Origin of the sequence: Corynebacterium xerosis NBRC 16721 = ATCC 373, from assembly GCF_001552415.1 — a bacterium.
In the GTDB taxonomy this organism is placed as follows: domain Bacteria; phylum Actinomycetota; class Actinomycetes; order Mycobacteriales; family Mycobacteriaceae; genus Corynebacterium; species Corynebacterium xerosis.
Map to the genome: position 1 here is coordinate 238,747 of NZ_BCRD01000002.1, position 23,077 is coordinate 261,823.

Annotated in this window: 14 protein-coding genes and 2 tRNA genes; 8 read left to right on the plus strand and 8 right to left on the minus strand. The window is 70.9% G+C overall.

Features of this window, described 5'->3' with window-relative positions:
- The first annotated feature begins 546 nt into the window (after nucleotides 1-546).
- The 3 genes from CX1_RS04000 (at nucleotide 547) to acpS (ending at nucleotide 12,129) form a co-directional block, all read left to right on the plus strand.
- Entirely contained in the window at nucleotides 547-9,855 is a 9,309-nt protein-coding gene (locus CX1_RS04000) for a type I polyketide synthase (RefSeq protein WP_255217632.1), read from the plus strand.
- A gap of 677 nt (nucleotides 9,856-10,532) precedes the next feature.
- On the plus strand, nucleotides 10,533-11,357 hold the full coding sequence (locus tag CX1_RS04005) for a hypothetical protein (RefSeq protein ID WP_146780632.1): 825 nt from the start codon (nucleotides 10,533-10,535) through the stop codon (nucleotides 11,355-11,357).
- A gap of 289 nt (nucleotides 11,358-11,646) precedes the next feature.
- Complete coding sequence (acpS, locus tag CX1_RS04010) at nucleotides 11,647-12,129, plus strand: holo-ACP synthase AcpS (RefSeq protein ID WP_174520150.1); 483 nt, start codon at nucleotides 11,647-11,649, stop codon at nucleotides 12,127-12,129.
- A gap of 89 nt (nucleotides 12,130-12,218) precedes the next feature.
- Here acpS and CX1_RS04015 read toward each other — a convergent pair whose 3' ends face one another.
- A complete protein-coding gene (locus tag CX1_RS04015) occupies nucleotides 12,219-12,890 on the minus strand; it encodes a TetR/AcrR family transcriptional regulator (protein ID WP_082719137.1) in 672 nt (223 codons plus the stop codon).
- Nucleotides 12,891-12,960: 70 nt separating this feature from the next.
- A complete protein-coding gene (gene bcp / locus CX1_RS04020) occupies nucleotides 12,961-13,461 on the minus strand; it encodes a thioredoxin-dependent thiol peroxidase (protein ID WP_113569966.1) in 501 nt (166 codons plus the stop codon).
- 104 nt (nucleotides 13,462-13,565) lie between these two features.
- Here bcp and CX1_RS04025 point away from each other — a divergent pair, with 104 nt between their 5' ends.
- Nucleotides 13,566-13,847, plus strand: coding sequence for a DUF3618 domain-containing protein (locus CX1_RS04025; RefSeq protein ID WP_046650469.1), 282 nt, complete (start codon nucleotides 13,566-13,568; stop codon nucleotides 13,845-13,847).
- A gap of 164 nt (nucleotides 13,848-14,011) precedes the next feature.
- Here CX1_RS04025 and CX1_RS04030 read toward each other — a convergent pair.
- A tRNA-Lys gene (locus CX1_RS04030) sits at nucleotides 14,012-14,087 on the minus strand.
- Between the two features lie 614 nt (nucleotides 14,088-14,701).
- Here CX1_RS04030 and CX1_RS04035 point away from each other — a divergent pair.
- Complete coding sequence (locus CX1_RS04035) at nucleotides 14,702-15,916, plus strand: L,D-transpeptidase (RefSeq protein WP_046650473.1); 1,215 nt, start codon at nucleotides 14,702-14,704, stop codon at nucleotides 15,914-15,916.
- A gap of 199 nt (nucleotides 15,917-16,115) precedes the next feature.
- Here the strand turns inward: CX1_RS04035 and CX1_RS04040 are convergent, their stop codons facing one another.
- Together CX1_RS04040 and CX1_RS04045 are read right to left on the minus strand one after the other, a co-directional pair.
- A complete protein-coding gene (locus CX1_RS04040; protein ID WP_046650470.1) occupies nucleotides 16,116-16,781 on the minus strand; it encodes a LuxR C-terminal-related transcriptional regulator in 666 nt (221 codons plus the stop codon).
- Nucleotides 16,778-18,061, minus strand: a complete 1,284-nt coding sequence (locus CX1_RS04045; protein WP_082719081.1) for a sensor histidine kinase — start codon at nucleotides 18,059-18,061, stop codon at nucleotides 16,778-16,780. Before CX1_RS04045 ends, CX1_RS04040 begins: the two co-directional genes overlap by 4 nt.
- 140 nt (nucleotides 18,062-18,201) lie before the next feature.
- On the opposite strand from CX1_RS04045, the gene CX1_RS04050 reads away from it, so the two are divergent.
- Nucleotides 18,202-19,194: an ABC transporter permease gene (locus tag CX1_RS04050; protein ID WP_046649512.1), complete on the plus strand. Its 993-nt coding sequence runs from the start codon at nucleotides 18,202-18,204 to the stop codon at nucleotides 19,192-19,194.
- A gap of 115 nt (nucleotides 19,195-19,309) precedes the next feature.
- The gene (locus CX1_RS04055) at nucleotides 19,310-20,104 is read left to right on the plus strand and encodes an ABC transporter ATP-binding protein (RefSeq protein WP_046649513.1); all 795 of its coding nucleotides are present in this window, start codon (nucleotides 19,310-19,312) and stop codon (nucleotides 20,102-20,104) included.
- A 176-nt stretch (nucleotides 20,105-20,280) separates the two neighbouring features.
- Here CX1_RS04055 and CX1_RS04060 read toward each other — a convergent pair.
- The 3 genes from CX1_RS04060 to cmrA all read right to left on the minus strand — a co-directional run bounded on the left by CX1_RS04060 (nucleotide 20,281) and on the right by cmrA (nucleotide 21,994).
- Nucleotides 20,281-20,353: transfer RNA gene (locus CX1_RS04060), tRNA-His, on the minus strand.
- A gap of 163 nt (nucleotides 20,354-20,516) precedes the next feature.
- Nucleotides 20,517-21,137: an oligoribonuclease gene (gene orn / locus CX1_RS04065; protein WP_255217641.1), complete on the minus strand. Its 621-nt coding sequence runs from the start codon at nucleotides 21,135-21,137 to the stop codon at nucleotides 20,517-20,519.
- A gap of 59 nt (nucleotides 21,138-21,196) precedes the next feature.
- Nucleotides 21,197-21,994: a mycolate reductase gene (gene cmrA, locus CX1_RS04070; protein WP_046649483.1), complete on the minus strand. Its 798-nt coding sequence runs from the start codon at nucleotides 21,992-21,994 to the stop codon at nucleotides 21,197-21,199.
- A gap of 318 nt (nucleotides 21,995-22,312) precedes the next feature.
- On the opposite strand from cmrA, the gene CX1_RS04075 reads away from it, so the two are divergent.
- Entirely contained in the window at nucleotides 22,313-22,927 is a 615-nt protein-coding gene (locus CX1_RS04075; protein WP_046649484.1) for a TetR/AcrR family transcriptional regulator, read from the plus strand.
- The last annotated feature ends 150 nt before the right edge of the window (nucleotides 22,928-23,077 follow it).

Consider the following 23,077-nt stretch of genomic DNA (forward strand, 5'->3'; position numbering starts at 1 on the left):
GCAGGAGGCGGTTCGGCGGATGGCTGGGGGGGGGGCGACGGACGAGCGAGGGAGGGACTGGCGGGGTGTGATTGGCAAGACGCAGAACCGTTATGGGGCCGTTATGAGAGCGCTACGGGGTCGTGATTTTGCGAAGAATTAGCGGCCGTTTGAGGGGCGTGGGGCCGGGTTCGGGTGCTCCAGGGGGCGTTTTCGGGGCGCTGGGCGCGTGACCTTCGTCACGCCGTTCGCTTCATTTGCAATGTCTGCGCGACTGGCGGAGGGGGCGCGGTCGCGGGGAGCGTGGCGGCGGGTGATGTTGATTCACTTGTCAAACATGCACGTCGTAACGTGAATCTTGGCATGGTTTACGCCGTTGTTCCGCAACTTTGCACGGGTTCGCCACAGGTTCAGGGAGGACTGTAAAGCTGTGCGGTCATCGTCGTAAAGCCATAAACATGAAGGAACCCTCACGAATCTTGTGGCATATTTGTCGGCTGAACCAACTTCGCGGGCATTCGCATGTGCATGCTCGCGGATCCCAAGTCTGAACAAGGAGCCCACCGCGTGACCCTCAACCAGAAGCCGGAGCACCGCACCGCCGCGGACGCGTTGTCCATCTTCCGCTCGCGCCCCACCGCCGACGATTCTTCGCGCCGGGTCGAGCCCACGCTATCCCAGCGGCTCAACGAGGGCGAGAAGTTCGCCCTCAGCTTCTCCGGGCAGGGCTACCCCTGGCTCGAGACCCTCACCACCTGCGTCGCCGCCGGCGTCGACGGCCGCGTCCGCGAGCTCGTCGCCCAGGCCGAGCAGCGCCTGGCGCCCGTCGCCGACCGCCTCGCGGGCCAGCGTCCCGACGGCTTCACCCCCTTCGAGTGGGCCGAGAAGGCCGGCGCCGCCCAGGCCGCCGCCTCCAACCCCGCCGCCGACGCCGACGCGCTCGACGGCGACAAGCAGGCCGAGAAGAAGGCCTCGGCGGCCTCCACCGCCGTCGCCGGCCTGCCCGACCTCGACGCTCCGGCCATTTCCGTGCCAGGCATCCTCGTCGCGCAGATCGCCGTGCTCGATCTGCTGGCCGCCCAGGGCGTCGACGCGTCCAAGGCCGTCGCCGCCATCGGCCACTCCCAGGGCGTCCTCGGCGTCGCCGCCGCCCAGCAGCCGGATCGCGCCGGCGACGTCGTGGCGCTGGCCGAGATCATCGGCGTCGCCGTGGCCCGCCGCGGCCGCGTCACCGGCATGACCTCCCGCGAGGGCAACGGCGCCGGATCGGGCTCCGCCGCCGCCGGCTCCCAGTACCCCATGATGATCGTCTCCGGCGTCCGCCCCGAGCTGGTCACCCCGCACCTGGCCGGCGACGCCGTCGTGGGCCTGCGCAACGGCCGCTCGATGTGCGTCGTCGTCGGCACCCCCGCCGACCTGCGCGCCACCGAGGAGAACCTCGGCCGCGCCGCCAAGAAGGACGCCGCCGAGCTGACCGCGAAGCTGCGCGGCGGGGCCGCTTTCGCCCCGACCTGCTCGCCGCTGCCCGTCGGCGCCGGCTTCCACCACCCGGACATGGCCGCCGCCGTCGACGAGACCCTGGAGCTGGCCGCCGCCGTCGGCATCGACGAGGCCTTCGCCCGCCCGATCGCCGAGCACGTGCTCACCGCCGCCATCGACTGGCCCGCCGACGTCGCCTCCGTCATCGACGCCGGCGCCGAGTGGATCCTGGAGATGGGCCCCGGCGAGGGCGTCGCCCCGCTGACCCGCGCGCTGACCGCCGGCACCGGCGTCGGCGTGGTCGCCGTGGCGCTGGACCAGGGCCAGGCCGAGCTGTTCGAGCCCGGCAGCGCCCCCGCCGCCCCGCAGACCTGGTCGGTCCACATGCCGCGCCTGGTCACCCGCGACGGCCGCGCCCGCGTCGAGACCAAGTTCACCGAGGCCACCGGCCGTTCGCCGATCCTGCTCGGCGGCATGACCCCGACCACCGTCGACCCGGCCATCGTCGCCGCGGCGGCCAACGCCGGCTTCTGGGCCGAGCTGGCCGGCGGCGGCCAGGTCACCCCGGAGATCTTCAACGACAACGTCTCCCGCCTGCACGAGCTCCTCGACGAAGGCGCCTCCGCGCAGTTCAACACCATGTTCCTGGACCCGTACCTGTGGGGCATGCACATCGGTTCGCGCCGCCTGGTGCAGCGCGCCGTGGCCGCGGGCCGCCCGATCGACGGCGTCACCGTCTCCGCGGGCATCCCCGAGGTCGACGAGGCCGTGTCGCTGGTGCGCGAGCTGCGCGCCGGCGGCATCCCGCACGTGTCCTTCAAGCCGGGCACCGTCAAGCAGATCAAGTCCGTCCTGGCCATCGCCGACGCCCTGGCCGCCGACGCCGAGCTGTCCGACGTGCCGGTCATCATCCAGGTCGAGGGCGGCCGCGCCGGCGGCCACCACTCGTGGGAGGAGCTCGACGACCTCCTGACCGCCACCTACGCCGACATCCGCGCGCGCGACAACGCCGTGCTGGCCGTCGGCGGCGGCATCGGCCGCCCGGAGCAGGCCGCCGAGTACCTGCTGGGCCGCTGGTCCGAAAAGCACGGCTACCCGGCCATGCCGGTCGACGCCATCATCATCGGCACCGCCGCGATGGCCGCCAAGGAGTCCACCGCCTCCTCCGGCGTGAAGAAGATGCTGGTCGACACCAAGGGCACCGACGCCTGGGTGCGCGCCGGAGGCGCCGAGGAGGGCATGGCCTCCGGCCGCTCGCAGCTGGGCGCCGACATCCACGAGATCGACAACGCCGCCGCCCGCGCGGGCCGACTGCTCGACGAGGTCGCCAACGACGCCGACGCCGTGGCCGCCCGCCGCGACGAGATCATCGCCGCGATCAACGGCACGGCCAAGCCGTACTTCGGCGACGTCGCCGACATGACCTACCGCGAGGTGCTGGACCGCTACCTCGAGCTGGCCGCCCCGGAGGGCGAGTTCCTCGACCCGTCGTGGGCCGCCCGCTTCGACGTCATCGTCGACCGTTTCGAGGCCCGCCTGTCCGACGCCGATTCCGGCGAGTTCGATTCCATCCGCACCGGCGCCTCCAACGCCGAGGGCGCCGCGTCCGGCACCGCCACCGTCGCGCTGCTGGCCGAGGCCCACGACCTCGATTCGCGCCTGCACCCGGCCGACGCCGAGCACTTCCTCTCCGAGGCGTGCCGCACGCCGGGCAAGCCGGTCAACTTCGTGCCGGTCATCGACGCCGAGGTCCGCCGCTGGTGGCGCTCGGACTCGCTGTGGCAGGCCCACGACGAGCGTTACGACGCCGACGGCGTCTGCATCATCCCGGGCACCGCCGCGGTCGCGGGCATCACCGCCGCCGACGTGCCGGTCGCCGAGATCCTCGGCTCCTTCGAAGAGGCCGCCGCCGACGAGCTGGCCGCCTCCGCCCCGGCCGCCGACGAGCCGACCGCCCCGGTCGCGCGCGTCCTGGCCAACCCGATCATCCGTTGGGCGGGCCGCCAGCAGGCGAACCCGGCCCTGCAGCTCGGCTCGCGCGCTTCTTGGGTGCTTGCCGACGACTCCTCCTCGGCCTCGCAGCCCGACACCGGTGCGACCCTGTCCGCCGAGGGCGACGGCGTCGCCGTGCTCACCGTGCCCCTGGAGGGCTCCGGCGGCGACCATGAGCTGACCCTGCGTTTCGACGTCTCCGGCCCCGCCGGCACCGTCCCGGTCATCTCGGTCGACGACGCCGCCGCCTCGATGCGCGCGCTGACCGCCATCGCCGCCGGCGGCACGCTGCCGGAGATCAACGACGGCGTCGCCGAGTGGGAGTCCGTCTGGACCACCGCCGCGGCCGCCGACCACGGTGCCGCCACCGGCTCCAACTCCCGCACCGCCCCGGACGCCCTGGTGGGCCACGCATGGCCGGCGATCTTCGCCGCCGTCGCCGACGCCACCACCGAGTCCGGCGTCCCGGTCGTCGAGGGCATGCTCGCCCTGGTCCACCTGGAACACCACGTCAAGCTGGTTTCCGCCGCCGACGCCGACAACGCCGAGGCCGCCGGCCCGTCGCTGCTGGCCGACGGCACCCGCCTGGCCGTCACCGCCCACGCCGACGACGTCGCCGACACCGAGATGGGCCGCGTCGTCGTGGTCCGCGCGGAGATCCGCGACGCCGAGGCCGGCGCCGAGGGCGACGACAACCTCATCGCCACCCTGTCCGAGCGCTTCGCCATCCGCGGCCGCAACGGCGACACCCCGGCGCAGGTCAACACCGTGCCGCTGCCGACGGTCACCGACACCCCGCGCAGCCACCGCGCCACGGTCACCGTGACCGCGCCGCGCACCCTGGTGCCGTTCGCCACCGTCTCCGGCGACCGCAACCCGATCCACGTCGACGACCGCGCCGCCATGCTCGCGGGCCTGCCGGGCGTCATCGTCCACGGCATGTGGCTGTCCGCCGCCGCCGAGCACGCCGCCATCGCCGGTTCCTCCGCGGGCCTGGGCAACCGCATCACCGAGTTCACCTCCACCATGCTGGCCCCGGTCCTGCCGGGCCAGGAGGTCACCTTCACCGTCGAGCGCCGCGGCATCGATTCCCGCCCCGGCAACGGCGAGGTCCGCGAGGTCATGGCCACCGTCGATGGCGAGCCCGTGCTCTCCGCCACGGCCGTCATCGCCGCGCCGAACACCTTCTACGCCTTCCCGGGCCAGGGCATCCAGTCCAAGGGCATGGGCCTGGCCGCGCGGAGCAACTCCGCCGCCGCCCGCGCCGTCTGGGACGAGGCCGACGCCGTCACCCGCGAGAAGCTCGGCTTCTCCGTGCTGGCGATCGTCCGCGACAACCCGACCGAGGTCACCGTCAACGGCCGCCGCTTCCACCACCCGGAGGGCGTGCTCAACCTGACCCAGTTCACGCAGGTCTCCATGGCGACGCTGGGCCTGGCCCAGGCCGCCGAACTGCGCGAGGCCGGGGTCCTCGACGAGGACGCCTACTTCGCCGGCCACTCCGTCGGCGAGTACAACGCGCTGGCCGCCTTCGCCGGCGTGCTCGACGCCGCCGCCGTGCTCGAGGTCGTCTACCACCGCGGCCTGACCATGCACTCGCTGGTCCCGCGCGACGCCAACGGCCGTTCCAACTACGGCCTGGCCGCCCTGCGCCCCGACAAGTGCGGCGTGAAGGAATCCGACGTCGAGGAGTTCGTGGCGGACGTCGCCAAGCAGTCCGGGGAGTTCCTCGAGGTCGTCAACCACAATCTGGCCGGCAAGCAGTACGCCGTCGCCGGCACCGTCGCCGGGCTGAAGGCCCTGCAGGCCGCGGCCAACGAGGCCGCGCCGGACGGCAAGGCCTACGTCCGGATCCCGGGCATCGACGTGCCGTTCCACTCCGCCGTCCTGCGCGACGGCGTGGACGAGTTCCGCGGCCACCTCGACCGTCTGCTGCCGGACGAGGTCGACCCGGCCGCCCTGGTCGGCCGCTACATCCCGAACCTCACCGCCACCCGGTTCGCGCTGACCGAGGAGTTCGTCCGCCGTATGGCGGAGGTCGCCGAGTCGAAGGTGCTCGCAGACATCCTCGCCGACTTCGGCGCCGCCGCCGCGAACCCGGGCCGCCTGGCCCGCACCCTGCTGGTCGAGCTGCTGGCCTGGCAGTTCTGCTCGCCGGTGCGCTGGATCGAGACCCAGGACCTGGTCCTGGACGACCTTGGCGTCACCCGCATCATCGAGGTCGGCGTGGGCACCGCCCCGACCATCGCGAACCTGGCCGCCCGCACCGCCGCGCTGCCGCGCCACGCCAACCGCGACGTCACCGTCTGGAACGTCGAGCGCGACCGCGACCTGGTGTTCGCCCGCGACGAGGTCCGCGCGGAGGTCGAGGACGCGGCCGAGGCCGCCGAGTCCGTCGAGGAAACCTCGGTGCCGGCCGAGCCGATGCAGAAGCCGGCCGCCGCGTCCGCCGATGCGGCCGCCGCCCCGGCCCCGGTGGCCACCTCCTCCGAGCGCCCGGCCGACCTCACGGTCACCCCGGCCGACGCCGTGGAACTGCTCATCGCCCTGTGGACCAAGGTCCGCCCCGATCAGATCGGCGCCGCCGACTCGATCGAGACCCTCGTCGACGGCGTGAGCTCCCGCCGCAACCAGCTGCTGCTGGACCTGGGCGCCGAGTTCGGCCTGGGCGCCATCGACGGCGCCGCCGACGCCGACATGCCCTCCCTGAAGGACAAGATCGGCGGCATGGTCCGCGGCTGGAACCCGTGGGGCCCGGTCCTGGGCGAAGCGCTGGCCGACGGCCTGCGCCGCGTCACCGGCCCCGCCGGCGCCCGCGCCAACCACGTCGCCGACCGCGTCCGCGACACCTGGCAGCTCGGCGACGGCTGGGTCGAGGCCACCGTGGCCGAGGTCGTCCTCGGCTCCCGCGACGGCTCCTCGCTGCGCGGCGGCGACCTGGGCCACCTGGCCCCGAACCCGCCGTCGTCGACCTCCGAGCTCAACCAGCTCATCGACTCCGCCGTGCAGTCCGTGGGCTCCAAGCGCGGCGTCGCGGTGACCATGCCGGCCACCGGCGGCGGCGCGGGCGGTGTCGTCGACTCCGCCGCGCTGGGCGCCTTCGCCGAGCAGGTCACCGGCACCGGCGGCGTTCTGGCCGTGGCCGCGCGCACCATCCTGGAGCAGCTGGGCCACGAGATCACCGGCGCCGTCGACTTCGACGCCGACGACGCCGACGACAAACTGCTGGACCTGGTCACCGCCGAGCTCGGCTCGGATTGGCCGCGCCTGGTCGCCCCGTCCTTCGACGCCGACCGCGCCGTGCTCATCGACGACCGCTGGGCCACCTCCCGCGAGGACCTGGCCCGCATGTGGGCCGCCACCTCCGACGAGGACCTGGCCGCCGCTACGCCGAAGGCGATCTCCGCCTCCGCCGCCAAGCAGGCGACGTTCTGGGCCGGCCGCGCCACCGCCGCGGGCCGCACCACCCTGGCCGCCGCGTACTCGCAGCTGGCCGAGGGGGCCACGAAGCCGGGCGAGGGTGCCCGCGCCTCCGACGTCGCCGTGGTCACCGGCGGCTCGCCGGGCTCCATCGCCGCGGCCGTCATCGGCGGCCTGCTTGCCGACGGTGCCACCGTGGTCGCCACCACGTCGTCCCTCAACCCGGGCCGACTGGCGTTCTACAAGGAGCTGTACCGCACCAACGCCATCGACGGAGCGGCCCTGTGGGTCGTCCCGGCGAACCTGAACAGCTACCAGGACCTCGACGCGGTCGTCGACTGGGTCGGCAACGAGCAGATCGCCACCGTCGGCGGCGGCTCCGTGGTCACCAAGCCCGCGATGTCCCCGACGCTGCTGTTCCCGTTCGCGGCCCCGCGCGTCATGGGCTCCCTGGCCGACGCCGGCCCGGCCGCCGAGATGCAGATGCGTCTGCTGCTGTGGTCGGTCGAGCGCCTTGTCGCCGGCCTGTCGCAGATCGGCGCCGACACCGACGTCGCGCACCGCCTGCACGTCGTCCTGCCGGGCTCTCCCAACCGCGGCCGCTTCGGCGGCGACGGCGCCTACGGCGAGTCGAAGGCGGCGCTGGACGCCGTCGTCACCCGCTGGAACGCCGAGGAGGTCTGGGGCTCCCGCACCTCCCTGGTCCACGCCCACATCGGTTGGGTCCGCGGCACCGGCCTCATGGGCGGCAACGACCCGCTGGTCGACGCCGTCGAGGCCAAGGGCGTGCGCACCTACGCCACCGAGGAGATGGCCGAGCTCCTGCTCGAGCAGTCCACCCCGGAGGCCCGCGCCAAGGCCGCCGAGCAGCCCATCACCGTCGACCTGACCGGTGGCCTGGGCGACGTCGACCTCAACATGTCCAAGCTGGCGGAAGAGACCATGGCCGCCTCCGGCGAGAAGGGCGACGGCGAGGACGGCGGCGTCGCAAAGCCGCGTTCCATCCGGGCCCTGCCCGGCCTGCGCAAGCCCCTGGCCCGCACCGCACCGGACTTCTCCGGCGTCAAGGTCGCCCCCGAGGACATGATCGTCATCGTCGGCGCCGGCGAGCTCGGCCCCTACGGCTCGTCCCGCACCCGCTTCGAGGCGGAGCTCGGCGAGATCTCCGGCGCCGGCATCGTGGAACTGGCCTGGACCATGGGCCTGATCAGCCACGACGGCGGTTGGCTCGACGCCGATGGCCAGCCCATCGACGAAGAGGACATCGTCGAGCGCTACCGCGACGAGGTCACCGCCCGCGTCGGCGTCCGCCGCTACGGCGACGACGGCGACCTGGTCGACAACACCATGACCGAGCTGACCACCGTCTACCTCGAGCGCGACCTGTCCTTCCCGGTCCGCGACAAGGCCGCCGCGGTCACCTTCGTCGAGTCCGACCCGGAGAACACCACCGCGCGACCGGACGAGGAGTCCGGCGAGTGGATCGTCACCCGACTGGCCGGCACCGCCGTCCAGGTGCCGCGCCGCATGGCCATGTCCCGCTACGTCGGCGGCCAGATCCCGGAGGGCTTCGACCCCGCGGTGTACGGCATCCCGGCGGAGATGTGCGAGAACCTCGACCGCGTCTCCCTGTGGAACATCGTCTGCACCGTCGACGCGTTCCTGTCCTCCGGCTTCACGCCGGCGGAGCTGCTCGGCGCCGTCCACCCGGGCCTCGTGTCCTCCACCCAGGGCACCGGCATCGGCGCGATGGAATCGCTGCGCAGCCTGTTCATCGACGGCATCCTCGGCCTGCCGCGCGCCAGCGACGTCCTGCAGGAGGCCCTGCCGAATGTCATCGCCGCGCACGTCATGCAGTCCTACGTCGGCGGCTACGGCCAGATGGTCCACCCGGTCGCGGCCTGCGCCACCGCCGCGGTGTCCGTCGAGGAGGGCCTGGACAAGATCCAGCTGGGCAAGGCCGACTTCGTGGTCGCCGGCGGCTTCGACGACCTGTCCACCGAGGGCATCACCGGCTTCGGCGACATGAACGCCACCGCCGACTCCGCCACGATGGACGCCAAGGGCATCGACCGGCGCTTCTTCTCGCGCCCGAACGACCGTCGCCGCGGCGGCTTCGTCGAGTCCCAGGGCGGCGGCACCGTGCTGCTGGCCCGCGGCTCGGTCGCCCGCGACCTCGGCCTGCCGGTGCTCGGCGTGGTCGCCTTCGCGGAGTCCTTCGCCGACGGCGCGCACACGTCCATCCCGGCGCCGGGCCTCGGCGCACTGGGCGCCGCGCGCGGCGGCACCAGCTCGCGCCTGGCGCGTGCGCTCGCCAAGCACGGCGTGGCCGCGGACGAGGTGTCCATCCTGTCCAAGCACGACACCTCTACCAACGCCAACGACCCGAACGAGTCGGAGCTGCACGAGCGCGTCGCCGACGCGCTGGGCCGCGACGAATCGAACCCGCTGTTCGTGGTCTCGCAGAAGTCGCTGACCGGCCATGCCAAGGGCGGCGCGGCGGCGTTCCAGATGATCGGCCTGACCCAGGTGCTGCGCTCCGGCGTGCTCCCGGCGAACCGTTCGCTGGACTGCGTCGACCCGGAGCTGGCCAAGCACGGCCGCCTGGTGTGGCCGACGAAGCCGATCGAGATGGGCGACGCGCTGCCGATGAAGGCCGGCTTCGTCACCTCGCTGGGCTTCGGCCACGTGTCCGCGCTGGTCGCGATCGTCCACCCGGAGGCGTTCCACGCGGCCGTCGCCGCCGAGGACGGCGCCGACGCCGCCGCGGCGTGGCGTGCCGCCGCCGATGAGCGCGAGGCCGCGGGCCTGCGCCGCATCGACGACGCCATCTACGGCGGCGAGGGCCTCTACGAGCGTCCCGAGGGCCGCCGCCTGGGCGATGGTGGCGCGTACCGCGACACCGCGACGCTGGAGAAGGCGGTCATCCTGAATCCGGATGCGCGCCTGGTCGACGGAGTGCTTTCCGACGAGCCGGCGAAGTAGCGGTCCGGCGCAGTAGCAGTCCGGCGCGGGCGGGCATTGCGCCGCCCGCGCCGGTGGGCTTCGTGCCCACCGTGCCCACCGTGCCCGCCGCGCCCGCCGCGCCCACCGTGCCTGCCGCATGAGCCGCGGCGGTGATCCCCATGGGGTCGCCGCCGCGGCTCTTTGGCGTTTCCGCAGGCGAACCACGGTCAATCGGACACGCGATCGCGGCCGCCGACACCCGGCGACGGCCCGGCACAGGTGACATATCCGCCCCGCCTCCCACGAGATCGTGATTGGGCCATTGGATCGTGATCTCGTCGGACGGGGTGGGCGGCACATTCGACGAGATCGTGATTGGGTGCTCGGATCGTGATCTCGTGCGAGTGATTGCCGTGTTGTTCGGGTCGTGGCTCCGCACAAGTTCGGCGGAGGCTCCGTCAATACGTGAGGGCGGGGCACTATCCACAACCCAGGATTCACCCACAAACCATGTGGATTCGGCCGGGGCCCGTCCAACGGCGGCCATCTGGCCGGGCAACGATTCCGTTGTGAGATTCAAAGACACCCGGTTGCCCATTGGCCCGTTGAGCCGCGACGAACTTTTCGCGCGCCACGGGATCCGGGGCGCTGAACTGCACTCGAATTACGTGCGAATGCGGGATGGCCGATTCGTACGCGCCGACATGGCTCGTGACATGGGAGTTTTGGTGAATCAGGCGGTGGCCCGATTCCCGGACGGAGTGATTGGGTTCTGGGGCGCGGCCCACATGTACGGGCACCCGTGGATGCCTTGGGATGCACTGCCCACGGTCTTCGCCGACAAGCCCCGGACGATCCCGGTGGACGCCATAGGGTTTCGTCGGCACCTCGATGGGGAAGCCGTCGTCGGGAAGCATGGACCACCCCAGTTCGCGGTGGCGCATGACCGATTGCCGGACAGATCCATCATCGTGGTCAACGGCGTGCAGTGCACTTCGCCGCTGCGGACCGCGTTCGATCTGGCGCGAATTCGGAATCTTCCCGAAGCCGTGGCCGCGGTCGACGGCATGTGCGCGGTGATGCCGGGATTGACCCACCGCATTCGGGATGCCGCCTCGACGACCGACAGGTCGATCCGGGATCTCGCGAGATTCCGAGAAGTCGCGAACCTGGCGAGTTCCCGCGCGGAGAGCCCGTGGGAATCCCGGACCCGCGTGCTCATGCACCAGATCGGGCTGCCGGACCTGGTGGAGCAGCATTCGGTGCAGATCGTCATCGATGGCCGCACGTATACGGTGCGCATGGATCTCGCGAGCATCCGCGCGAAGACGGGCGTCGAGTTCATGGGGAAACACCATAAGTACGAGCAAAACCGCCGTTGGGACGAGTTGAGGGCGGCCGGCTTGGCCCGTCAGGGTTGGAAGCTGCTCAGCGTCGAGGCTCGGGATGTGACGACGCGCTGGCGGGCGACGTCGAAAATGGTGCGGGACACCATCCTGGAGCGGATCGCCGCCTTGGAATCCGACCCGACGAGATCGTGATTGGTGGCCCGGATCGTGATTTCGCCGGTCCGGGTAGGGCAGCACATTTGACGAGATCGTGATTGGTGGCCCGAATCGTGATCTCGTCGCCGGAAAGGAGGGCATTGCGGGGAAGGGGAGCGGAGCGGTCGGCCGGTAGCCTGGGCGCATGGAATCAGCGGCGGGACGAGGGGCCGAATCAGCGGCGGCGGATGGCCACGAGGGCGGTGCCGACGCCAGCGGCGGCGGTGAATCGATTGCCGACGCAGCGACTGCCGACGTAGCCATCGGCGGCGCGGTGGAGGGCTCGATCTTGGGCACCGGCATCGACATGGTGCACGTGCCGTCGTTCGCGGCGGACCTGGACCGGCCGGGCTCGACGTTCGCCAAAGCCGCGTTCACGGTGGGGGAGCGGGCCGCCGCAAACCGCCGAGGACTCGTCGGCACCGCCCTGGCCAGGCACCTCGCCGGCCGCTGGGCGGTTAAGGAAGCCGTGGTCAAGGCATGGTCGCAGGCCCTCTACGGCACGCCGCCGGTGATCCCGCGTGATGAGGTGGATTGGCGGGAGATCGAGGTCGTCGCCGATGCGTGGGGCCGGGTCGCGGTCGCGCTGCACGGGCGGGTCCGCGACGAGGTCGCGCGCACGGTCGGCGCGCCCGCTTCGGGCGCCGCACCTGGTGCGGCTTCGGGCGGCTTTGCGACGCCCACGGGCCCCCCGCAGGTGCGTTTCCACGTCAGCATCAGCCACGACGGTGATCAGGCGATCGCCATCGCGGTGCTGGCTGAGGGCTGACGGCCGAGCACGGGCGCGGCGCCCCGAATCCGCGTCGGGCGAGGCGCCACGTGGGCGTCGTAAAGCGAAGTGCCGGGCCCCGGAAAGCCCTAGCCGCCGGCCTTCTCGGCGACGGTCATGAGGTAGGAGATGAGCATGCGCTTGACCTCCTGGACCGTCAGTTCGTAGTGCAGCTCCCGCATGCCGGCGTCGCCGGGACGGTCGACGGAGTAATTGAGCAGCGAATACGTGGTGTGGATGAGCAGCCCCGAGATGAAGCTGCGCACGTGCGCGTCGGACCGCGGGGCCAGGGGGCGCAGGACCTCGGAAATGCCGTCGAGCAGCTCCTGCTCGGTGTGGGCGGCCGTCGCCCGCGTCGCCGGCGTCGACTGCACCGCCAGCCACACCGACCGGCGCGACACGTCGTCGCGCCACAGGTCGGCGATGTGGTCGATGAACTCCGACAGGAACTCTGGCCACTCCAGAGTCGGCACGATTTCCGCGAAGCGGGTGATCTCCGCGACGACGCCGGCGGTGTCCTGCCGGTCGAGCTCGCAGATCATGACGTACTTGTTGGCGAAGAACTGGTACAGCGTCCCGATCGGCACCTCGGCCCGCTTGGCCACCTCGTCGAAGGTGAAGGACTCGAACCCGACGTCGACCAGCACCTCGCGGGCGGCGGCGAGGATCCGGGCGTAGCGTTCGCGGCTGCGCTGCTGCGCGGGGCGGCGGCGCGGCCGCAGGATCTCGTGATCATGGTCCGGGTCGGTCGCCGGGTCCAGGCGCACCGACGCCTCGTCCGCCTTCGCGCCGGCCTCGGCGGCCGACTCCTTCGCGCCGTCGGACACGCGCTCAGTCACCGGAGTTCAGGTCACGCAGCACGCGGCCGACGTGGCCCTTCGCGCGGACGTTGTACCAGGCGTTTTCCACCTTGCCGTCGGCGTCGACGAGCACGGTCGAGCGGATGACCCCCTGCACTACCTTGCCGTAGTTCTTCTTCTCGCCGAACGCGCCCCAGGCGGCCAGGGTCTCTTTCGACGGGTCGGACAGGAGGGTGAAGTCCAGTCCGTGGTCGTCGCGGAACTTCGCCAGCTTCTCCGGCTTGTCGGGGGAGATGCCCACGACGTCGACGCCTGCGTCGTTGAACTGCGCGGATTCGTCGCGGAAGTCGCAGGCCTGCGTCGTGCAGCCCGGGGTGTTGGCCCGCGGGTAGAAGTACACGAGCACGCGCCGGCCGCGGTAGTCGGACAGCGACACCTCGGATCCGTCGTCCGCCGTCAGGGTGAAGTCGGGGGCGGCGTCGCCGGGTTCGAGCCGGATGTTCTGCTGTGCGCTGGTGTCGTTATCGGCCATGTGGATCATGGTAGCGGGGATTAATGGGTGTTGGGCGCCCTCAGGTGCTTTTGAGTGTTACCCTTTTCCATCAGACGACCGTTCACCGATCCAGGGGAGTCCACGTGGCCCGCAGCATTGACGACATTCAGCGCGACATCGAGCGCAACCGCACCCAGCTCGCCAAGACGCTGGACGAGCTTTCGGTTCGCACCAATCCGAAGAACGTCGCGGACGACGCCAAGTCCCGCGCCGTGGATGGTCTGCAGGAGCCGAAGGTGCAGGCCGCTCTCGGCGCCGTGGCGCTGGTCATCGTCGGCGCGATCGCGCTGTCGGTCGCCCGAAACCGCAAGCGTTCCGCCGAGATCGAGCGCATCCGCGAGATGATCGAGGCCGCGTCCCGCTAGGTCGCGTTTCCCGTACCGCCGGAGGGCGGGTCCCAGTGTGGGGCCCGCCCTCTTTCGGCGTGTGCGGGCCATTTGCTTTGCGGGCGACTGCTTTGCGACGGCCCGCGTTGTGCCCGGCTCGGCGCATGAAAAAACCAGGCCGGGTGAAAACCCGGCCTGGTCTGTGGTGCGCCATCAGGGACTTGAACCCCGAACCCGCTGATTAAGAGTCAGCTGCTCTGCCAATTGAGCTAATGGCGCTTGCGTTTCGCTTCGGCTTGCCGTTCGGCGGCCTCCGCTGCAACGAGAAGAAATATAACCCTGATCGCGGCGCGATACAAAATCGGCTGGTCAGGCGGTGTTTTCATGTGGCGTCTTTGGTGTCGATTGCGGACGTGCGTGGCAGGCGCAAGTCTGGCGGGGGCGATGTCGCGGGAGAGTTGCGGGAAGGTCGCCGGAAAGCCACCGGAAAGCCACCCGAGAGCGACCGAAGGTCACCGGAAAGCCGGCGGAAAGCCACCGGAGGGTTGGAGGGAGATGCGGGTGGGCACGGGGGGCTCGCCAGAGTGGGCATCCCGCCACGTTTCCGCCGTCGACAGGGGGAGCGGGAGGGGATCGACGGATAGTCGTCGTGAAGCCCCCCGGACGTGCGGCAGTGATGATGTGATAGGCAAGTTTCGCCGGGTTTACCAGCGTTGATCGGACGTTGCAGAATCGTGACCGTGGTGAGGGTCGCCTGACGTGCGTTTTTGCGACCGGAGCGACTAGGTTTGCCGGGTATGAGTTTCCGCAACGGGCGACCTGCGCGTCAGTCCGCGGCGTCGCCGTGCGGAAACCGGGTTTTTGCCGACGAGTAAGTGGAGCGATTGAAGAACATGGGTGTTGAGCTGAAGCGCCGTCGCGGCGCTTTCCGCGGCGGTCGCCTGCGTGCGGCGGTCGCCGCCGTGGGCGTCGCTGCCCTGGGCCTGACGGGTTGCACCGTGGGCGAGGGCAACGGTGCGGAGGAGGCCGCGCAGGTCGAGGAGGCCAATCCGAAGCCGGTGGCCAACGTCGAGGACGGCGTCGAGGACGGCGCCGAGGAATGGTCGGTGCTTGATCCGGTGACGGTCGAGATCGACGGGGCCAAGCTCGATTCGGTCGAGATGACCAACGACGAGGGCAAGGAGGTCGCCGGCGAGCTGTCCGAGGACGGCACGTCCTGGACGACCACGGAGAACCTCGGCTACGGCCGCACCTACACGCTGGAGGCCAAGGCGGGCGAGGAGGAGCTGTCCAGCTCCTTCCAGACCGTCGTGCCCACGACGATGACCTACGGCTACCTGTCGCCCCAGGAGGGCTCGACGGTGGGCGTGGGCCAGCCGATCGCGATTCGCTTCGACGAGCCGATCGCCGACCGCCATGCCGCGCAGGAGGCCATCAAGGTCACCACCGAGCCGGCCGTCGAGGGCGCGTTCTACTGGCTGAACAACTCCGAGGTGCGCTGGCGCCCGGCCGAGTACTGGCCGTCGGGCACGACCGTGAACGTCGAGGTCGACATCTACGGCAAGGACCTGGGCAACGGCTACTACGGCCAGGAGAACAACTCCACCAACTTCACCATCGGCGACCGCGTCGTCGCCATCGCGGATGACGCGACGAAGACGATGACCATCGAGCGCAACGGCGTCGTCGAGAATTCGATGCCGATCTCCATGGGCTCGGGCACGTGGCCGACGCCGAACGGCACCTACATGATCGGCGACCAGCACCAGAACATGGTCATGGACTCCACGACCTACGGCCTGGCGCTGGAGGACGGCGGCTACAAGACCCCGGTGAAGTACGCGACGCAGATGTCCTACTCGGGCATCTACGTCCACGGCGCCCCGTGGTCGGTGTGGGCGCAGGGCAGCCAGAACGTGTCGCACGGCTGCATCAACGTCACCGACGCCAATGCGGCGTGGTTCCAGCAGAACACCAAGCGCGGCGACATCGTGATCGTCAAGAACACCATCGGCGGCACCCTGCCGGGCACGGATGGCCTGGGCGACTGGAACATCCCGTGGGAGACCTGGAAGAAGGGCAACGCGGACGAAACCTCCTCCTGGTAGGTTCCGCGCGGCCGGTCCCCGGCCCGCATTGCTTTGCGACGTCGCGCAAGAAAAACACCCCGTTCGACCTCATGGTCGGGCGGGGTTTTTCGGGCGCGAACGAAGGCGCGGGCGCGAACGCAGGCGCGGGCGCGAACGCAGGCGCGGGCGCGGGGGAGCGGCGGGGCGGGGCGGGCGAGGTGACGGATTCCAGGGGCCGTCAGAGCATGCCCAGCTCGGCGGCCCTGGCCACGGCGGCGGTGCGGGAGCCGACGCCGAGTTTCGTGAAGACGTGCACGAGGTGGGATTTCACCGTCGCCTCGGTCAGCGTCAGGCGCGCGGCGATGTCGCGGTTGGACAGGCCGTCGGCGACGAGTCGCAGCACCTCGGTTTCGCGTGCCGTGAGGGTGCGCGCCGGGTCCCGCAGGCGCCCCATGAGGCGGGTGGCGACGTCGCCGGAGAGCACCGTCTCGCCCCGGGCCGCGGCACGGACGCCGTCGACGAGCTGGGCGGGGTCGGCGTCCTTGAGCAGGTAGCCCACCGCCCCGGCGGACACCGCGCCGAGGATGTCGGCGTCGGAGGAATAGTTGGTCACCACCAGCACCTGCGGCGGGTCGGGCAGCGCGCGGATGCGGGCGGTGGCGTCGACTCCGCCGGCCCGCCCCTGCGCGCCGGGGCCCTCGCCGAAGCGCAGGTCCATGAGAACCAGATCAATGGGGGTCTCGGCCGTTTCCATGGCCGTTTCCATGGCCGCTTCGACTGCCGCGACGGCGTCGTCGGGCGTGGCGGCTTCGGCCACGACCGCGATGTCCCCGGCCGTTTCGAGCACGGCGCGCAGGCCCGCGCGGACCACGGGGTGATCGTCGGCGAGGAGGACGGTGATCATGGGAGGGCCTTTCCGTCGTCAAGCGGAACCCGCACCGACACCCCGCAACCGGAACCCGGCGCGGATTCGATGACCAGCTGCCCGCTGAGGGCATCCATGCGGCGGCGCACGCCCGCGATGCCCACCGCACCGGGCGGGGGATCGGCGGCGGGGTCGAAACCGATGCCGTCGTCGACGACGTCGAGGGACACCGAGTCGGGCTGGTAGGTCAGGGTGACCGTGCAGCGGGTGGCGCGGGCGTGGCGGGCGACGTTGGCGATGCTGGCCTGCGCGACGCGGACGAGCGTGGCCTCGACGTCGGCCGGCAGGGGGCGGGCGTCGCCGTCGACGGTGAACGTCGCGGGATCGCCGCCGGCGGTGGCCGGGGTGGCGGCGCAGACGCGGGCCAGCGCCACCGGCAGATCCGCCCCGGCCAGGGCACCCGGCTGCAGCGCCGCGATGATGCGGCGGGTCTCGCGGAGATTGTCGGCGGCGACCTCGCGGGCCATGCGGATCTGCCCGATGGTGCGCTCGGCGGAGGCGGCGCGGTCGTCCGGGGTGCGCGCTGCGTCGTCGTGGTCGCGAGCCGAGGCCTCCGCCGAATGGAGCAGCAGCTGGATGGAGGAGAGCCCCTGTGCGACCGTGTCGTGGATGTCGGCGGCGAGGCGTGCGCGTTCGTCGAGCTCGCCGGCCCGGCGCGACATCTCGGCGACGTCGGCGCGGGCGGCCAGCAGCTCGTCGATGGCTTCCGCACGGGTGGTGGCCTCCCGCAACAGCATGCGGAAGCCCAGGCCCACCATCAGCGCCACCGCGGCGCCGAGGACGGGGCCGGCGACGCCGCCGACGCTCCAGCCGCCGTGCCAGGCGATGGTGCCGATGGCCAGCGCCGTGAGCACGCCGACCAGCGCCACCGCGTACCAGCCGGCGACGGCCTGCAGCACCAGGAAGAAGAGGGGGAACGCCAGCCACACGCCATCGGGCGACGTCCACGCCAGTCCGGTGAAGCAGGCGATGACGGCGGGCAGCCACCAGCGCGGGCCGTCGTCGGGCTGCATGCGGCCGATGGCGTAGACGATGGCGAAGGCCACCAGCCACAGCCACGTCGCCGGCGACAGGTGCCCCGCGTCGGCGGTGGCGATGCCGCGCACCGCGACGAACACGAGCAGCACGGCGATGAGCAGATCCAGGCACACGCGCAGCCACCGCCAGATCCGGCCGAGGGCGGCGGGGTCGGTCGCCGCGTCGCCGGCGGCGGGGGCCGGCCGTGCGGCGGGGGCGGGGAGCTGGGGGCGGTCGTTCACGCCCCCAGCGTAAGGGCCGGGAGTGCGCGAATGCAGGTCCCGGGGGCGCGGTCGCGCAGTCGGGGTCAACCGAAAGTTGGCCGGGAAGTCCCATCCCGCGTGCGATTCGCTGGCGGGCCACGGCGGCGACCATGAGAGTCATGTACCAGGCAACCCGTGAACTCCGCGCCGCACCAGGGCGCACCGCATTGATCACCGTCACCGTCGGATTGATCGCCGTGCTCGTCACCATGCTCTCGGCATTGGCGGCGGGCCTGTCCCACCAGTCGACGTCGGCGCTCGTCGACGCCCTCGGGCCCGATGACGCCGTCATCGTCGCTGACGCCGGCAGCCCGTCGCTGGCCGCTTCCCGCTTGACGACGGCCAAGGTTAACGCCGCGAAGTCCGCCGGCTCGGCCGAGGCGTGGTCCGTGGGCCGTGCCCGCGTCGGCGATGAGCCGGTTTTCGTCTTCCCGGACCATTCGCTGGGCACGAACGAGATCCGGCCCTCCGACGCCGTCGCCGGGGATCTTCCGGAGTCCGGCACCACGACCTTCGAGGGGCGCACCGTCACCGTCGCGGGCACGGCGGGCGACCTGTGGTGGGAGCACCAGCCCGTCGTGTTCGCCGCACCCGCGCTGGCGGAGCAGATCGTCGGCGCCCCGTCGGCCGTCGTCGTCGACGAGTCGGCGGCGCAGGCCCCCGAGGTCGACGGCACCGTCGTCATGCGCGGCGACGAGCGCATGGACCTGTCCGCCTCCAACAAGGGCGAGCAGATGTCGCTCAACGCCATGACGTCGCTGTTGTTCCTCATTTCCGCGTTGGTGGTCGGTGCGTTCTTCATGGTGTGGACCGTCCAGCGCATGCGCGGCGTCGCCGTGTCTTCGGCGCTCGGGGCATCCCGGCCGGTGCTCGCCGCCGATTCGCTCGGCCAGGCGCTCATCGTGTTGGTGCTCGGCGTCGGGGCGGGCGTGGCCATCACCGTCGGCGCGGGCACGTGGCTGTCCTCCTCCGGGATCATGCCTGTGCTGATCGACGCGTCCACGACCGCGTGGCCGGCGCTTGTGCTCGTCGGCACCGGGCTCATCGGTGCGGCCGTGGCGCTCGTGCCCGTCCTCCGCGTCGAACCGAGGGAGGCGCTGGCCAATGCGTGACCCCGCCAACCCCGCCCACTCCGCCAACCCGAACAATCGCGCCCACACCCCCGTTTTCCCGCATGACCGCGAACAGGAGACCACGATGATCTCGCCCACCGCTCTCGATTCCCGAATGGCTGATTCCCGCACCGCCCCCGACTCTCGAACGGCGCTGCACATCTCCGGCGTGGACCTCGAGGTCGTGGACGGTTCCGCCACGCGCCGGATCCTCGACGACGTCTCCCTCGACGTGAACCGCGGTGAGATCGTAGCCGTCACCGGTCCCTCCGGCTCCGGCAAGTCCACGCTGTTGGCGGTGGCGGGCTGTCTGCAGACGCCGGACACGGGCGTCGTAAAGCTGCATTCCGCCGACGGCGACGTCGATCTCACCGCCCGAGGTGCCGCTGCGGCGCGCGTGCGGCGCGAGCACGTCGGCCTCGTGTTCCAGCAGCCGAATCTGCTGCCGTCGCTGACGGTGCAGGAGCAGCTGATTGTCATGACGCGCCTCGGCCGCATCCTCCCGCCGCCGGCCTCGGAGCGTCGCCGCGCCCGCGAGCGCGCCGCCGAGCTGCTCGAGTCGGTGGGGCTGGCGGGCATGGGGGATCGCCGAGTGTCCACGCTCTCCGGCGGCCAGCAGGCGCGCGTCAACCTGGCGCGTGCGCTGATGAACGAGCCCGAGCTGCTGCTCGTCGACGAGCCCACCGCCGCCCTCGACCGCGCCTCCGCCGAGGCGGTGACCGACCTCATCGTCGACGTCACCCGCCGTTACGGGGCGGCGACCCTGCACGTCACCCACGATCCCGGCCAGGCCGAGCGCGCCGACCGCGTGCTGGAGATGGTCGACGGTCGGCTGACCGACGCCGGGGGAGCGGCGGGCGGGGGAGCGGCAACTTCGCCCGAGAAGCGGGAGCACGCAGCGGCGCGTTAGTGCATGAATCCTCCAGACCCCGATTCGGTCTCCGCAAACGCGCAGGTCAGAATTCGCCGGATTCAAACTCTGGAGGATTCGGGCACTTAGCCCCTCGGGTTGCGGCCATTCGGAGCGATGTCCTTCTCCCGCGCATGCGAAAGGCCCGGACCAATCGGTCCGGGCCTTTCATTCGGGGTGACTGACGGGACTCGAACCCGCGACACCCAGGATCACAACCTGGTGCTCTACCAACTGAACTACAGTCACCATCGCTTCCACTTCAGCGGCGATTGCCCCTGTCGTGCAGCGGATTACAGGATAACCCACGACGCGCGCGGAACAAAACCGCAGGTCGGGGCATGGCTTGGCGACGACCCGCGTGGGAGCGGATCGTCCTCTCGGCTCGAGGGGGCCGGGGCGAGTTGCCACGTCAGTCCATCGGCACGGCGCGGACGGCGTCCTCGGCGGCCCGGGCGACCTCTTCCTTGGTCGGCCCCTCGCCGGGCACCATCATCGCGCGGCGGTAGAACTCCAGCTCGCGGATGGACTCGCGAATGTCGGCCAGCGCGCGGTGGGACATGCCCTTCTCCGGCTGCCCGAAGTACACGCGCGGGTACCAGCGGCGGGCCAGCTCCTTCAGCGAGGACACGTCGATCATGCGGTAGTGCAGGAAGTCCTCGAGCTCCGGCATGTACCGGCGGATGAAGCCGCGGTCCGACGCGATGGAGTTGCCGGCCAGCGGCGCCTGGCGAGCGTTCGGCACCCACTCGCGGATGTAATCGAGGACGATGCGCTCGGCCTCGTTGACGTCGACCGCCGATTCGCGAATCTCCTCGGTCAGCCCGGACGAGTTGTGCATCTCGGTGACCACGTCGTCCATCTGCGCCAGGTCGATTTCGGAGGCGTGGACCACCACGTCGACGCCCTCGCCGAGGATGTTCAGCTCAGCGTCGGTGACCAGCGCCGCGATCTCGACGATCACGTGCTTCTGCGGGTCCAGGCCCGTCATCTCGCAGTCGATCCACACGATGCGGTCGTACTTCGGGTGCACTCCGTTGCCGTTGCCATTGCCATTGCCATTGCCGGCCGGGGCGGTTGCGTTGCCGTTGGTCACTGGGACATCCCTTCGTAGAAGCGGCCGACGATGGGGGCGACGAGCCAGCGCGGCAGGTAGTTGCCGGCGGTGTTCATGCCCTTGCTCAGGGCGCCGGGCACCACGCGCAGCCGGTTGGCGGCCAGCGCGTCGAGGCTGTCGCGGGCGCAGTCGTCGGTGGAGGTCCACAGGAAATCGGGGACGTTGTCGTCGACTTCGTTGGCGCCGTCGTCGCGCTGATCGGGCCGCACCGGGCCGGGGGCGAGCAGGGTGCAGTGCACACCGGTGCCCTTGAGGTCGTAGTGCAGCGCCTCGGTGAACGTGTTCACGAACGCCTTGGTGCCCACGTAGGTGGCGTTGTTCGGGATCACCGTCGTGCCCGCCGCCGAGCCCACGTTGAGAATGGCGCCCGAGCCACGCTCGACCATGGGCTTGACGACGAGCTGCGTGAGATCGAAAAGCGCCGTCGCATTCAGCTCGAACTGCGCGCGCTCGTAATCCTGGTCGAGTTCCTGGAACCGGCCGAACGTCGCGATGCCGGCGCAGTTGACCATCACGCTGATGTCGCGTCCGCGCAGTTCGTCGCAAAGCTCCTGCCGGGCCCCCGCATCCGACAGATCGCACGGGCGGACCTCCACTGCCAGGGACGGTCCCGACAGTTCGGCGGCCAGCGCCTCCATCTTGTCAGAGGAGCGCGCCACGAGAATCAGCGAATGGCCGCGCCGGGCGAGCTCGCGGGCCAGGGCCTTTCCGATGCCTGATGACGCGCCGGTCACCACGGCACGGTAATCGGGATGGGGGGCGGGCAATGCCATGTGTCGACCTCGCGGTGGTTCGGTGCGGATTGTTACGGGCCAAGCCTAGTGCGCCCGCAAGTTCCGGCACGGCGGCGCGGCCGCTGCCGTGGTGACCGACATTCAAGTCGGCGACGGGCATTCGCAATCCTAATATTTATGAAAAGGTTGTTTTCCCATGTCATCTCGCGTCAACGGGTGTCCCCGCGGGCGGCGGGTGAACCGTGATCCCCGTGCAACGCCCGATAGCATTGAAGGGGAATTAAATGACTGCGATGGTCCCGGGGCCATCAACTCGAACCGCGTCGGCGCGGCCCGGGTGCAGGAAAGGAAGCGACGATGACTGGCGATTACTCCGAGGCTGCGACGTCAAAGCCGTCGGTGGACGAGGCGATCATCGAGGCCGCCCGCGAAAGCATCATGGCCGTGGGCCTGCGCCGCACGTCCATCGCGGAGATCGCCCGCAACGCCGGAGTGTCCCGCCCCACGGTGTACCGGCGCTACGCGGACCTCGACGAGCTGGCGAACGAAGTGATCACCCGCGAGTTCCTGCGCATCCTCGCCGACCTGCGCACCATGCCCGGCGACGCCCGCCAGCGCATCGTCGAACGCTTCCGGATCATCCTGCGGACCCTGTCGAACGGTGAGTTCTTCCTCAATCTGGCCGAGACCGACCCTGAGCGCATCGTCCGCGCCATCATCCGCCCGAAGGGTTCCAGCGAACGATCGATCATCGAGAAGTTCATCCTGCCGGGCATCGTCCACGGCCAGGAGGACGGGTCGGTGCGCGAGGGCAACCCGACCGTGCTGTCCAACAACGTGTTCATGGTCATGCAGTCCGCGGTGCTGCTGTGCAGCAACATGCTGCGCGAGGGGGCCACGGACGAGGCCGACAACGTCGACAACGCCGTCGCGGAAGTCACCGAAATGGTGGACCGCTACCTGCGGCCGTAGGGGAGTCGGCGTCGAACGCCCCCGTCCCGGGAGGGGCGGGCGTAATGGGGCGCGGCGCAATGTAGGCGACAACTATCGTTGTGAGTTGGGTCGGCTACAAGTATCGTCGCGGATACGCGGTCATAGGACGCGTTTCCACGAAACTCTGCA

What these genes read in the sequence shown, in the direction of transcription:
- CX1_RS04055 (WP_046649513.1), top strand. Translation starts at nt 19,310, where the DNA reads ATGGCTGATTCCCGCACCGCCCCCGACTCTCGAACGGCGCTGCACATC.
- CX1_RS04075 (WP_046649484.1), top strand. Translation starts at nt 22,313, where the DNA reads ATGACTGGCGATTACTCCGAGGCTGCGACGTCAAAGCCGTCGGTGGAC.
- CX1_RS04040 (WP_046650470.1), bottom strand. Translation starts at nt 16,781, where the DNA reads ATGATCACCGTCCTCCTCGCCGACGATCACCCCGTGGTCCGCGCGGGC.
- CX1_RS04050 (WP_046649512.1), top strand. Translation starts at nt 18,202, where the DNA reads ATGTACCAGGCAACCCGTGAACTCCGCGCCGCACCAGGGCGCACCGCA.
- bcp (WP_113569966.1), bottom strand. Translation starts at nt 13,461, where the DNA reads ATGGCCGATAACGACACCAGCGCACAGCAGAACATCCGGCTCGAACCC.
- CX1_RS04035 (WP_046650473.1), top strand. Translation starts at nt 14,702, where the DNA reads ATGGGTGTTGAGCTGAAGCGCCGTCGCGGCGCTTTCCGCGGCGGTCGC.
- CX1_RS04005 (WP_146780632.1), top strand. Translation starts at nt 10,533, where the DNA reads ATGGGAGTTTTGGTGAATCAGGCGGTGGCCCGATTCCCGGACGGAGTG.
- cmrA (WP_046649483.1), bottom strand. Translation starts at nt 21,994, where the DNA reads ATGGCATTGCCCGCCCCCCATCCCGATTACCGTGCCGTGGTGACCGGC.